Genomic DNA, 13434 nt, shown 5'->3' with positions numbered 1-13434 from the left:
TTACGCGAATAGTAAACCGAAGACTATACTGAAGTGAGAGTTGGCAATTTGCATCAGTAACAACGTATGGAAACAGATAAAAATAAAAAAACGACGAAATAAAATTGCAAAAATAATATCAAAATAGCACTATGCACAAAAGAAGATAGGATGTATAATGAAACATATGTGAAAAATACAAAAAGGAGGGGCACGATGTTAGATATATCCTATTACGAAAAAACAGATGAGATTATTGCACAGTATACATGTGAAGAAAAGTCTTTGATCCCGATTATACAGGGGATTCAGGAAGAATATCGCTATCTTCCACCGGAGCTTTTAACTTATGTTGCGGAGAAACTGGGAATCTCCGAGGCGAAAGCTTACAGTGTAGCAAGCTTTTATGAAAATTTTTCTTTTGAGGCAAAAGGAAAATATGTGATAAAAGTATGTGATGGAACAGCCTGTCATGTGCGCAAATCTATTCCGATTCTGGAAGGACTTTACAAGGAACTGGGGCTTGGGAAAAAGAAACACACAACAGATGACCAGTTGTTTACAGTAGAGACGGTTTCATGCTTAGGCGCATGCGGACTGGCACCGGCCGTAATGGTCAATGATGAAGTACATCCGAAAATGACACCTGAGAAAATGAGCGAGCTGATCAAGAAGCTGCGGGAGGAAGAGGAATGAGGATAGAAAACAGAATGCAGCTCCAGTTATGGAGAGAAGAGTGTAAGGAAAAGCGGCAGAAAGAAAACTGCTGTATTCTGGTCTGTGGAGGAACAGGATGTCTGGCAGGTGGTTCAGATAAAATATATGCCCGTTTGAAAGAACTAACTTCCAATATGGATCATGTAACAGTCAAAATCGGTGAAGAAATCGCTCATGTGGGACTTAAGATGAGCGGATGCCATGGATTCTGTGAGATGGGTCCGCTGGTTCGTATTGAACCTTATAACTATCTGTATCTGAAAGTAAAACTGGAAGACTGCGAAGAAATTTTTGAAAAGACGATTCTTCATGGAGAACCGGTTACAAGATTGATGTATGAAGATAATGGTCATGTATATCAGACACAGGAAGAAATTCCATTCTATGCCAAGCAGACCCGTCTAGTGTTGAGAAACTGCGGTCATATTGATGCAGAGCATATTGAAGATGCAATGGCGGTAGGAGCATATGAGTCTTTCGAAAAAGCTGTGTTTGAAATGACTCCGGAAGCAGTGATTAAGACGGTTACAGATGCAGGTCTTCGTGGAAGAGGCGGAGCAGGATTTCCGGCGGGAAGAAAATGGTCACAGGTAGCGAGTCAGCCGGAAAAGATCCGTTATGTAGTCTGCAATGGTGATGAAGGAGATCCGGGTGCATTTATGGATCGAAGCGTTATGGAAGGTGATCCTCACCGAATGATCGAAGGTATGATGCTGGCAGCTTATGCGGTGCAGGCTCAGGAAGGATATATTTATGTCCGTGCAGAGTATCCACTGGCAGTACGAAGACTGCAGATCGCTATTGCTCAGGCAGAGGAGAAAGGACTTCTGGGAGATAATATCCTCGGAACAGGATTTAGTTTTAAATTACATATCAATCGTGGAGCCGGTGCGTTTGTATGCGGGGAAGGTTCTGCACTTACAGCTTCAATTGAAGGCAAGCGTGGCATGCCAAGAGTAAAACCTCCGAGAACAGTAGAGCAGGGATTATGGGAGAAACCAACAGTATTAAATAACGTAGAGACTTATGCAAATATCCCGATGATCATTAAAAACGGAGCAGACTGGTACAGCCGTATCGGTACACCGCAAAGTCCAGGAACGAAAGCATTTGCCCTTACCGGAAATGTAAAAAATACCGGATTGATCGAAGTGCCTATGGGAATAAGTTTACGTGAAATCATCTTTGATATCGGAGGCGGCATCAAAGACGATAAAGGATTCAAGGCAGTTCAGATCGGTGGTCCATCCGGTGGATGTCTGGTAGAATCCCAGCTTGACAGTAAGATGGATTTTGACTCACTGTCAAAGATCGGTGCTATGATTGGTTCCGGTGGACTTGTTGTTATGGATGAAGACACCTGTATGGTAGAGGTTGCAAGATTCTTCATGAACTTCACACAGAGAGAAAGCTGTGGAAAATGCGTTCCGTGCAGAGAAGGAACTAAGCGTATGCTGGAGATCCTGGAACGCATAGTTGCCGGAAACGGAGAAATGAGCGACCTCGATGAACTGGAAGAACTGGCAGACATGATTGAAAATACTGCCTTATGTGGTCTTGGAAAGAGTGCACCAAAGCCGGTCGTAAGTACGATCCATGCATTCCGAAAAGAATATGAAGAGCACATAATAGATAAGAAATGTCGTGCGGGAGTCTGTTCTAATCTTCGTGTGTTTAAGATTGATCCGGAGAAATGTAAAGGATGTTCAAAATGTGCGAAGAACTGTCCGGTAAATGCGATCACAGGAAAAATAAAATCACCATTTACAATTGATCATTCAAAGTGCATCAAGTGTGGAAGTTGTATCGATAACTGCCCATTTGGAGCTGTTTATACAGAGTAGGGAGGATAGAGATTTATGGGAATTATGACAATTGACGGACAGGCCATTGAGTTCACGGATGAACCTAATGTATTGTCTGTAATAAGAAAAGCCGGGATTGATATCCCTACCTTGTGTTATCATTCGGAATTATCTATCTATGGTGCCTGCAGATTATGCACGGTAGAAGATGACAGAGGGAAAACGTTTGCTTCATGTTCAGAAAAGCCGAGAGACGGGATGATTATTTATACAAATACACCAAGGTTGATGCGCTACCGAAAACTGATACTGGAACTACTTCTGGCTGCTCACTGCAGAGATTGTACGACGTGTATCAAGAGCGGCGAGTGTCATCTGCAGGAACTGGCGCACCGTATGGGAGTTCATGAGATCCGCTTTGAAAATGTAAGAGAGATACAGCCGATTGATACAAGTTCACACGCAATTATCAGAGATCCGAATAAATGTATCCTGTGTGGTGACTGTGTCAGAATGTGTGATAATGTACAGAATATCAATGCAATCGACTTCGCGTATCGTGGAACTGATGCACAGGTAATACCGGCATTTAATAAGAAGATTGCAGAAACAGACTGCGTAGGTTGTGGACAGTGTCGTGTTGTCTGTCCGACCGGTGCAATCAGTATTCATACCAATATTGATGAAGTGTGGGAAGCTTTGGCAGACAAGAATACAAAAGTGATCGCTCAGATCGCTCCGGCTGTACGTGTTGCAATCGGTGATAACTTTGGTTATGCCAAAGGTGAAAATGTGATGGGCAAACTCGTTGGAGTACTGCATCGTCTGGGATTTGATGAAGTATATGACACATCCTATGGCGCAGACCTGACAGTTGTGGAGGAATCCAAAGAGTTTATTGAGAGATTTACTTCCGGTGAGAAGATGCCACTCTTTACATCGTGCTGTCCGGCATGGGTAAAATATTGTGAGAATAAATATCCGGAATTCGTGCCAAATCTTTCAACATGCAGATCACCGCAGCAGATGTTTGGAGCTGTTGTAAGAGAGTATTATAAAGATCCTGAGAAAAATGAAGGAAAGAAGATTGTATCTGTATCAATTATGCCTTGTACGGCGAAGAAGGAAGAAATCTTACGTCCGGAATCTTATACAAATGGCAAGCAGGATGTTGATTACGTGCTGACAACAACAGAAATCGTAAGAATGATTCGTAAATCAGGAATTGTATTCGACAAGGTTGAGATTGAAGCGGCTGATGTACCGTTTGGTATCGGCTCAGGAAGTGGCGTGATCTTCGGTGTTACCGGTGGTGTTACAGAGGCAGTGCTCCGTAGGCTGCAGCAGGGACACAACAGAGTAGACATGGAGTCTATTAAAAAGAGTGGTGTGCGTGGGGACGATGGTATTAAAGTGCTGACTTATAATTATAATGGAAGAGAGATTAAGGCAGCAGTTGTAAATGGCCTTGCAAATGCAGATAAAGTATTGCAGCAGATTAAAAATCACGAAGCAGAGTATGATTTTGTGGAAGTGATGGCCTGCCGCAGAGGATGTATCATGGGTGGAGGTCAGCCGGTGAATGCAGGACCGAGAACCAGAAAAGCAAGAATGAAGGGCTTATATGATACAGATGTAAACACTCAGATCAAGAAATCAAATGAGAACCCAATGATTCTTTCCTTGTACGATACTTTGCTGAAGGGAAAAGAGCATGAGCTTCTTCATAGAAATTTCTCCGGTAAATAAAGTATCTGGTTGTGGAGAATTACATTTGAAATGAAGATATACATTTTCAACAAAAATAGTAATTGAAAATTGTACAAGGTGCAAAAGAGAACCCTAAAAACAAAATATAATGCAAATAAGGACGCTGTTTTTCGTAAATAGCGTCCTTTTTTTACATAAAAAGCGTGGGTATAATAAAGTCATAAGAAATGAACAGTAATAGAAAAATAACAAGGAGGCACCAAACAATGGGCAATTATTATCTGGCAGTTGATATCGGAGCATCCAGTGGACGTCATATGCTGGCATCCATGGAAGATGGAAAGATGAAACTGGAAGAGGTTTACCGTTTTCCAAATGGAATGGATAACAAAAACGGTACTTTATGCTGGGATGTAGATCGTCTTTTTACAGAAATCAAGAACGGATTGAAGAAATGTAAAGAGCTTGGAAAGATACCGGCAACAATGGGAATTGATACTTGGGGAGTTGACTATGTGCTTCTTGATGAGAAGGATCAGATCCTCGGAGATACAGTAGGCTATCGTGACAGTCGTACGAATGGAATGGATGAGAAAGTGTATGAAAAGATTTCCCTTTCCGCATTGTATGAGAGAACAGGTATCCAGAAGCAGATATTCAATACAATCTATCAGCTGATGGCTGTAAAAGAGACTCATCCGGAGTACCTTGAACAGGCAAAAGCAATCCTGATGATTCCGGATTACTTCCATTTTCTGCTGACAGGTGTGAAGAAAAATGAATATACAAATGCGACAACAGGACAGCTTGTGAATCCGACGACAAATGACTGGGATTATGAACTGATCGATATGCTCGGATACAACAAAGAGATGTTCCAGCCGGTATCTATGCCGGGAACAGTAGTAGGCGAATTTACACAGGACATTCAGAACGAGGTTGGATTCAACTGCAAGGTTGTTCTTCCAGCCACTCATGATACAGGCTCAGCGGTACTTGCGGTACCAACCAACGATGACAATGCCATTTATATCAGCTCCGGCACATGGTCTTTGATGGGAATTGAGAGAAAAGAAGCAGACTGCTCACTGAGAAGTATGCAGGCAAACTTCACAAACGAAGGTGGATACGATCACCGTTTCCGTTACCTGAAAAATATCATGGGACTCTGGATGATCCAGTCTGTAAAGAAAGAATTCACAGAGGATCTTTCTTTTGCAGAGATTTGTGAGAGAGCTTCCAAAGAGACGATCACATCTTTAGTAGACTGTAATGATGACTGCTTCCTTGCTCCGAAGAGCATGATTGAAGCTGTGAAGAAGTTCTGCCGTGATTCCAAGCAGCAGGTGCCTGAAACAGTGGGCGAGATTGCAGCAGTTATCTACAACAGTCTTGCAAAATGTTATGGCGATACGATCGAAGAGATTGAAGCATTAACAGGAAAAAAATACACTACAATCTATGTTGTCGGTGGCGGTGCCAATGCAGGATATCTTAACGAACTGACAGCAAAATATACAGGAAAAAAAGTTTCCGCAGGGCCTTCTGAAGCAACAGCAATCGGAAATATTGTTGTCCAGATGCTACATGATGGAGTGTTTAAAGACCTGCCGGAAGCAAGAACATGTGTTGGAAAATCGTTTGATGTAAAAATATACGAAAATGTGTAATTCAAATTCACAAAAATGGAGGAAGAAAAGATGACAAGATATGAATCAGCCAAAGAAATCTATGCAAAATTAGGAGTGGACACAGACGCAGCAATCGCGAAATGTAAAGAAATTCCGGTTTCTCTTCACTGCTGGCAGGGAGATGATGTAACAGGATTTGACCACGACGGCCCTCTGACAGGAGGAATCCAGACAACAGGAAACTATCCGGGAAAAGCAAGAACTCCGGAAGAACTGTTAGCTGATATGGATAAGGCAATGAGCCTGATGCCGGGTAAAAAGAAAATCAATGTTCATGCATGCTACGCAATCTTTGAAGATGGTGAATTCGTAGATCGTGATAAATTAGAGCCAAAACATTTCCAGAAATGGGTTGATTTTGCAAAAGAAAGAGGAATGGGACTTGATTTTAATCCAACATTCTTCTCACATCCAATGGTAAAAGACGGACTTACACTTTCAAGCCCGGATGAGGAAGTAAGAAACTTCTGGATCGAGCATGGAAAAGCCTGCATCCGCATTTCACAGTATTTTGCGGAGCAGACAGGAGTTCCTTGTGTAATGAATATCTGGACAGGTGACGGATTCAAAGATATTCCGGCTGACCGTATGGGACCTCGTGTACGCTACAAAGAGTCTATCGATGCAATCCTTTCCGAGCCATTTGACACAAACCTTGTAAAACCTTGTGTAGAGTCTAAAGTATTCGGTATCGGTGTTGAGGCTTATACAGTAGGGTCAGCTGAATTCTCACTGAGCTACGCTGCAATGAACAAAGACAAATGTCTGCCACTGATGGACAACGGACATTATCATCCAACAGAAGTAGTATCCGATAAGATTCCGGCACTGCTTACATTCTTCCCGGAGATTGCTCTGCATGTTACACGTCCGATCCGTTGGGATTCAGACCATGTAGTTCTCTTTGATGATGAGACAAAAGAGATCGCAAAAGAGATCGTTCGCTGCGAGAACGGAATTGACCGTACATATATTGCACTGGATTACTTTGATGCTTCCATCAACCGTATCTCCGCATGGGTAACAGGATTCCGCAGCTTCCAGAAAGCACTGCTTGATGCACTTTGTCAGCCAAGCGAGATGCTCAAAGAGCTTCAGGATACAAACCAGATGAGCAAGAAGATGGTTGTTATGGAACAGTGCAAGACACTTCCAATCGGTGATGTATGGGAAGAGTACTGCCGTCAGTGTGGTGTAGAAGCTGAAGGATGGTTTGATGACATTCAGAAATATGAGGATGAAGTGCTGTCTAAGAGAGCATAATAAAGAGTGAAAAAATGGGGGATATCAGGAAATTGATATGCCCCATTTTTGTTCGAAAATGCGAAGTTGGTCAAGGAATGGAGTATCCTTTTTAAATCAAATTCAGATATTCCAGCGCCTGGCGGATTCCGCCGTCTTCCAAGGCGCCGGTCACATAATCAGCCTGTGATTTCAAGTCTTCAGATCCATTTCCCATAGCAACCTTAAATCCGGCAGCTTGGAACATTGGCAAGTCATTATTGCTATCGCCGAAAGCAATAACATCCCTCTTTTCGTATCCAAGTACATTACTCATAACACTGATCGCAAGTCCTTTGGAACAGCCTTTCATGACAAATTCAATCGTTCTTCCAACAAAAGATCCACTGTGAATAATATAATCATACCATAGGGATAATTCCTGGCATAATTTCTCTGGATTACATCCGGGTGTGCGCTTGGCACTTATTTTGTTAAAGTGAAGATTATGTTCATTTCCACGAATAGGAAGCAGTTTGTCACCGAGTTCCTGAGTGATCAGATCAGCAAACCAGTCTATGTCACTTGTATATTCATCCAGATTATAGTACATATAATCATTGCCTTCCAGTACAGGGATAAAACCGTTTGCCTTAATGATCTCTACGGTCTTCCATGCCAGGTCGGTTGGCATCTCACGCTCAAATACCCGCGTTCCATTATATTCGATATATGCTCCAAGATTAGCGATAAGTCCGTCAAATCCAATCTCCTTCATAAGATATTCAGGAACAAAAGCGTTTGAACGACCGGTACAGATGAAAGTCTTATGTCCGTTTTTTTTCAACTGTTGAAGTGCAAGTTTTGTATCTTCTGGTGTTCCTTTTACAATATCTAAAATTGTTCCATCTGCATCAAAGAAAAGACATTTTCCCATTGTAAGTATTCCTTCTATATTATAGTATTATCTCTCACCTAAAAATCCCATAAATTTACGCACAGAGTAATTCAGGATAAGATCCTCCGGAATGTCAACTTTTCGAGCCAAAGCTTCGGCATACTGGAAGTCACCGATATGTTCGGTGCCGTGGCTGTCACTGGAGAACAGAACCGGATAATTAAAGTGCTTGGACAGATTCAATATTAAGAGATCAGCGTAGGTCGTATCCCCACGATATCCATCCGGACTTAAAGAACTGTTATTGATCTCAAGCAGAACATGGTTCTCCATTGCAGCACGGAAAAGCGCAAAATAATCTACAGGGAATTTTTCGTCATCGCAATGACCGATGATATTAACATTAGGATTCTCCATAGTCTTGATATAAGCACGGGTGTTCTCATCTGCTGTTCCGGATTTAAAAATTGGACGGTGCATACTTGCTATAACATAATCCAGAGACTCTAAAATCTCATCATCAAGATCCAGTTTTCCTTCCTGATCCAGAATATTTACCTCTGCACCGTAAAGCATTCTAACACCGAGACGCTTTGGTTGTGCAAATGCAAGGCTGCGGAAATAAGAAATGCGTCCGCCACCAAGCGTTTTCGGACCATGATCGGAAATTCCAAGCATCTTAAGCCCAGCTGCATTGGCAGCTTTTGCCATATCAGTCATGGTCGCACAGGTTCCGTGCCCGCTGGCGATGGAATGTGTGTGGACATCAAATTCATAAGAAGCCATATAATCCAACCCTTCTTTCTAATCGTTCGCGCGAGAGACACAGTGTCGATTAACGTGTCATGGTCGCATATATACCTTAATTATGCGGTATTTCGAGTGAAATGTCAATTAATTCGAGGCAAAATACAGAGAAAAAACAAATAAAACACAACACAAACCATGTTGGGATTTGTTGTAACTTTAGAGAAATATAATGTGGGATGTATTGTGTTTTGATTGACTTTGGGGGATAAATAAAGTATAATAAATGTTAATATTGGAAGAAAGGAGTTTAAGAGTAAAATGGGACTTTATACTTATGACAGTACTCCCATCCCGAAGTCGGACAGAATTCCAAAACTGGTAGAAAACCTGTATGCGAAGATGCCTGAGATTGAGTCGGCGAGAGCAGTACTGATTACGGAGTCGTACAAACAGACTGAGAATGAACCAATGATCATCCGTAGAGCAAAAGCATTCCAGCACATTTTGGAGAATATTCCGATTACGATCCGTGACCTGGAACTTGTTGTTGGAAGCAGCACACTTGCCCCAAGAGGATGCCAGACATTTCCGGAGTTCTCTTACGAGTGGTTGGAGGCAGAGTTTGATACAGTTGAAACAAGAAGTGCTGACCCGTTCTACATCTCTGAGCAGACGAAGAAGGAACTGAAAGAGGCGAATGCTTACTGGAAGGGCCGTACAACAAGTGACCTGGCTACAGCATACATGGAGCCGGAGACATTACTTGACATTGAACACAATATCTTTACACCTGGAAACTATTTCTATAATGGTGTAGGACATGTGACAGTTAAGTACGGTGAAGTTCTCGAGATCGGATTTTCCGGAATTCGCAAGAAAGCAGAAGATGAGCTTGCTTCTATGAAGGTTAGTGATGGTAACTACCAGACAAAATCACGTTTCCTTGAGGCAGTGATGATCAGCTGTGATGCTGCAATTACATATGCCCGTCGTTATGCAAAGCTTGCACTTGAGATGGCGGAGAAATGTTCTGATCCGGTAAGAAAGAAAGAACTTCTTATCATTGCACAGAATTGTGCGAATGTACCGGAGAAGGGTGCGACAGGATTCTACGAAGCATGTCAGTCCTTCTGGTTTGTACAGCAGCTGTTACAGATTGAGTCCAGTGGACATTCAATCTCCCCTGGAAGATTTGATCAGTATATGTATCCTTATTATAAGAAGGATCTCGACAGCGGCAAGATCACAAGAGAGTTTGCACAGGAACTGCTGGATTGTATCTGGGTTAAATTAAATGACCTGAACAAGTGCCGTGATGCGGCTTCAGCAGAAGGATTCGCAGGTTACAGTCTGTTCCAGAACCTGATTGCAGGAGGACAGAATGAAGATGGTATAGATGTTACGAATGATCTTTCATTTATGTGTATTACATCATCTATGCATGTATTCCTTCCAATGCCTTCTCTTTCTGTAAGAGTTTGGAATGGATCACCACATGAATTCCTGATTTATGCAGCAGAACTTACAAGAACAGGAATCGGACTCCCGGCTTATTATAATGATGAGGTTATTATCCCGTCACTTGAGAGCCGCGGACTGACTTTACAGGATGCGAGAGACTACAACATCATCGGATGTGTAGAACCACAGAAGTCCGGTAAGACAAATGGGTGGCATGATGCAGCATTCTTCAATATGTGTCGTCCGCTGGAACTGGTATTTTCAAATGGTGTGGACAAAGGTGTACAGATTGGTCCTAAGACAGGTAATGTTGAGGATATGAAGACATTTGACGAATTCTATGATGCTTATAAAGCACAGATGGATTACGCGATCGCACTGCTTGTTAATGCTGACAATGCCATTGATATGGCACATGCGGAGAGAGCACCGTTGCCGTTTCTTGCATGTATGGTTGATGACTGTATCAAGAGAGGAAAGACACTGGAACAGGGAGGCGCTGTATATAACTTTACAGGTCCGCAGGGATTCGGTGTTGCCAATATGGCAGATGCACTTTACGCAGTAAAGAAACTCGTTTATGACGAGAATAAGATCACGATGCATGATCTGAAGATGGCTCTTAGCACAAACTATGGAAAGGGCCTGAGCAACGAGGATGTTGCAGAGATGGTATCAGAGGTTGCTTCTGCAATGAAATCTGCCGGACAGCCGGTAGGTGAGAAAGAAGTTGCAGCAATCCTGAAAACTGTTGTTGCAGCAACAGAATCAGAACAGGTGAAGGCAAACGGCGAGAGAATCCTCAAGCTGATCGATGCAGTGCCGAAGTTCGGAAATGATATTCCGGAGGTTGATGCATTTGCAAGAGACGTTGCCTATACTTATACAAAACCACTGGAGAAATACAAAAATCCACGTGGAGGTATGTTCCAGGCGGGATTATATCCAGTATCAGCGAATGTACCGCTTGGCGGACAGACAGGAGCCACACCAGACGGACGTCTGGCACATATGCCGGTAGCCGATGGAGTATCGCCATCAGCCGGTAAGGATGTGAACGGACCGACAGCAGCTGCAAACTCCGTTTCCAGACTGGATCACTTTATTGCTTCGAATGGAACACTGTTCAATCAGAAGTTTCATCCGTCTGCACTGAGTGGAAGAGAAGGACTTGAGAAGTTTGTAGGACTGATCCAGTCATACTTTGATCAGAAGGGAAGCCACATGCAGTTTAACGTTGTCAGCCGTGAAACACTTCTGGACGCACAGGAGCATCCGGAACAGTACAAACATCTGGTTGTACGTGTAGCTGGATATAGTGCACTGTTTACGACATTGTCCAAGTCACTGCAGGATGATATCATCCGCAGAACAGAGCAGGGATTTTAAGAATAAGAGGGAGACAGCATGGAAGAATATCTGAAGACCAAAGGAAGAATCTTCGATATCCAGCGGTATTCCATCCATGATGGGAATGGAATTCGAACCATCGTGTTCCTGAAGGGGTGCGTGCTCAGATGCCGCTGGTGCTGTAATCCGGAATCGCAGCACTACGAGATCGAGACAATGATGGTGCAGGGAGAACCAAAAGTGATCGGTGAGGACACAACGGTTGCGGAAGTGATGAAGACGGTAGAAAAAGACCGTACTTATTATAGAAGAACCGGAGGCGGACTTACACTTTCCGGAGGCGAAAGCCTTTGCCAGCCGAAGTTTGCAAGAGACCTTCTGCGGGCAGCGAAAGAGTCAGGAATCACAACTGCGATGGAAAGTATGGGATGCGCACCATACAGCACAATCGAAGAGATTCTTCCATATTTAGACCAGTATCTGCTGGATATCAAACACATGAATCCAGAGAAACATAAAGAATTTACAGGACGCTCGAATGAACTGATGTTAGAGAATGCAAAGAAGATTGCAGACTCTCATATGACAGAGTTGAGCATCCGTGTTCCAGTTATTCCGGGATTCAATGATACAGAGCTGGAGATTCGTGATATTGCCGCATATGTCCGTAAGCTTGGCAATGTGAGAAGAATGCATCTTCTTCCTTACCACAGACTGGGACAGGACAAATATGACGGACTGAACCGCCCATACCTGATGGGGGATGTAAAACCACCGACAAATGAAAAGATGGAACGACTTCTGAAAGTAGCAGAAGAAGTTTCCGGTGTAGAGTGCCGGATCGGTGGTTAAAAATAAAAAACACAATCAGATAATCTGCACGAAGTCGAAAACAGAGAAAATAGTGAAAATAATCACAAGAAACAACAAAAACAACGGCTGTTCAAATTGACTAATGTGGGATTGTGTGGTAAAATAAGTTAAGAAACAACACAAAACAAAAGTTTTGACACGATTCCAAGGAGGAGAAAAAATGCAAAACGAATACGAAATCAAAAAAGAAATGTGTGAAATCGGAAGAAGAGTTTACAACCGTGGAATGGTTGCAGCTAATGACGGAAACTTTTCTGTAAAACTGAACGACCATGAGTTCCTGTGTACACCAACAGGTGTCAGCAAAGGATTCATGACACCAGAGTACATCTGTAAAGTAGATGAGAATGGTAATGTTCTTCAGGCAAATAAAGGATTCAGACCATCTTCAGAAATTAAGATGCACATGCGTGTGTACAGAGAGAGACCAGACGTTCAGTCTGTAGTACATGCTCATCCACTGTACGCTACAACATTCGCTATCGCTGGTATTCCGCTTACACAGCCAATCATGCCAGAAGCGGTTATCGCTCTTGGATGTGTTCCGATCGCTAAATACGGTACACCTTCTACAATGGAGATTCCGGACGCTATCGAGCCATACCTTCAGCACTTTGATGCAGTTCTTCTTGAGAACCACGGAGCACTTGCTTACTCAGACAGCCTTCTGAGCGCATACCACAAGATGGAGTCTCTTGAGTTCTACGCACGTCTGTTATGGCAGTCCATGCAGGTTGGCGGACCTCAGGAACTGAACGATGAGCAGGTTCAGAGACTGTACGAACTGAGAAGACAGATGGGACTTCCAGGAAAACACCCGGCAAACCTTTGCCCGAACGCTAAAGCTGGTAAGCCAAGCTGCCATTCATGCGGTGGAAACTGTGGCGGATCTTCAGCAGCAGCTCCAGAAGGAACAGATGCTGATCTTGTAGCTTCTATCACAAAGAAAGTTATGGAACAGCTGGGAATGTAATCTGAC

General features: G+C 43.0%; 10 protein-coding genes. 8 read left to right on the top strand and 2 right to left on the bottom strand.

Annotation, left to right across the window (positions count from 1 at the left end; all coding sequences use genetic code 11):
• Positions 1–195: 195 nt before the first annotated feature.
• From ACZ47Z_RS12445 to ACZ47Z_RS12425, 5 genes are all read left to right on the top strand, one after another.
• Complete coding sequence (locus tag ACZ47Z_RS12445) at positions 196–675, top strand: complex I 24 kDa subunit family protein (RefSeq protein ID WP_015528258.1); 480 nt, start codon at positions 196–198, stop codon at positions 673–675.
• Entirely contained in the window at positions 672–2540 is a 1869-nt protein-coding gene (gene nuoF / locus ACZ47Z_RS12440; RefSeq protein ID WP_117579163.1) for an NADH-quinone oxidoreductase subunit NuoF, read from the top strand. Before ACZ47Z_RS12445 ends, nuoF begins: the two co-directional genes overlap by 4 nt.
• A 15-nt stretch (positions 2541–2555) precedes the next feature.
• Complete coding sequence (locus ACZ47Z_RS12435; RefSeq protein WP_055161057.1) at positions 2556–4250, top strand: [FeFe] hydrogenase, group A; 1695 nt, start codon at positions 2556–2558, stop codon at positions 4248–4250.
• Between the two features lie 227 nt (positions 4251–4477).
• Positions 4478–5881: a rhamnulokinase gene (gene rhaB, locus ACZ47Z_RS12430; protein ID WP_117568518.1), complete on the top strand. Its 1404-nt coding sequence runs from the start codon at positions 4478–4480 to the stop codon at positions 5879–5881.
• 30 nt (positions 5882–5911) lie between these two features.
• Positions 5912–7165 (top strand): L-rhamnose isomerase, encoded by a 1254-nt coding sequence (locus tag ACZ47Z_RS12425; protein ID WP_054751575.1) that lies wholly within the window; start codon positions 5912–5914, stop codon positions 7163–7165.
• A 91-nt stretch (positions 7166–7256) separates the two neighbouring features.
• Here the strand turns inward: ACZ47Z_RS12425 and ACZ47Z_RS12420 are convergent, their stop codons facing one another.
• On the bottom strand, positions 7257–8060 hold the full coding sequence (locus tag ACZ47Z_RS12420; protein ID WP_054751577.1) for a Cof-type HAD-IIB family hydrolase: 804 nt from the start codon (positions 8058–8060) through the stop codon (positions 7257–7259).
• Positions 8061–8087: 27 nt separating this feature from the next.
• Positions 8088–8807 carry a phosphatase gene (locus ACZ47Z_RS12415; protein WP_117916390.1) on the bottom strand — a complete coding sequence of 240 codons (720 nt, stop codon included), beginning with the start codon at positions 8805–8807 and terminating at the stop codon, positions 8088–8090.
• Positions 8808–9089: 282 nt separating this feature from the next.
• On the opposite strand from ACZ47Z_RS12415, the gene ACZ47Z_RS12410 reads away from it, so the two are divergent.
• The 3 genes from ACZ47Z_RS12410 to ACZ47Z_RS12400 all read left to right on the top strand — a co-directional run bounded on the left by ACZ47Z_RS12410 (position 9090) and on the right by ACZ47Z_RS12400 (position 13428).
• Complete coding sequence (locus tag ACZ47Z_RS12410) at positions 9090–11621, top strand: glycyl radical protein (protein ID WP_464525605.1); 2532 nt, start codon at positions 9090–9092, stop codon at positions 11619–11621.
• Between the two features lie 18 nt (positions 11622–11639).
• Positions 11640–12434 (top strand): glycyl-radical enzyme activating protein, encoded by a 795-nt coding sequence (locus ACZ47Z_RS12405; RefSeq protein WP_117540816.1) that lies wholly within the window; start codon positions 11640–11642, stop codon positions 12432–12434.
• A gap of 181 nt (positions 12435–12615) precedes the next feature.
• Positions 12616–13428, top strand: coding sequence for a class II aldolase/adducin family protein (locus tag ACZ47Z_RS12400; RefSeq protein WP_020436524.1), 813 nt, complete (start codon positions 12616–12618; stop codon positions 13426–13428).
• The last annotated feature ends 6 nt before the right edge of the window (positions 13429–13434 follow it).

The sequence above is a fragment of the Mediterraneibacter faecis genome (genome assembly GCF_055383675.1).
This window is presented reverse-complemented; position numbering and strand designations above follow the sequence as displayed.

What these genes read in the sequence shown, in the direction of transcription:
- ACZ47Z_RS12445 (WP_015528258.1), top strand. Translation starts at nt 196, where the DNA reads ATGTTAGATATATCCTATTACGAAAAAACAGATGAGATTATTGCACAG.
- ACZ47Z_RS12420 (WP_054751577.1), bottom strand. Translation starts at nt 8,060, where the DNA reads ATGGGAAAATGTCTTTTCTTTGATGCAGATGGAACAATTTTAGATATT.
- ACZ47Z_RS12435 (WP_055161057.1), top strand. Translation starts at nt 2,556, where the DNA reads ATGGGAATTATGACAATTGACGGACAGGCCATTGAGTTCACGGATGAA.
- nuoF (WP_117579163.1), top strand. Translation starts at nt 672, where the DNA reads ATGAGGATAGAAAACAGAATGCAGCTCCAGTTATGGAGAGAAGAGTGT.
- ACZ47Z_RS12405 (WP_117540816.1), top strand. Translation starts at nt 11,640, where the DNA reads ATGGAAGAATATCTGAAGACCAAAGGAAGAATCTTCGATATCCAGCGG.
- ACZ47Z_RS12425 (WP_054751575.1), top strand. Translation starts at nt 5,912, where the DNA reads ATGACAAGATATGAATCAGCCAAAGAAATCTATGCAAAATTAGGAGTG.
- rhaB (WP_117568518.1), top strand. Translation starts at nt 4,478, where the DNA reads ATGGGCAATTATTATCTGGCAGTTGATATCGGAGCATCCAGTGGACGT.
- ACZ47Z_RS12410 (WP_464525605.1), top strand. Translation starts at nt 9,090, where the DNA reads ATGGGACTTTATACTTATGACAGTACTCCCATCCCGAAGTCGGACAGA.
- ACZ47Z_RS12415 (WP_117916390.1), bottom strand. Translation starts at nt 8,807, where the DNA reads ATGGCTTCTTATGAATTTGATGTCCACACACATTCCATCGCCAGCGGG.
- ACZ47Z_RS12400 (WP_020436524.1), top strand. Translation starts at nt 12,616, where the DNA reads ATGCAAAACGAATACGAAATCAAAAAAGAAATGTGTGAAATCGGAAGA.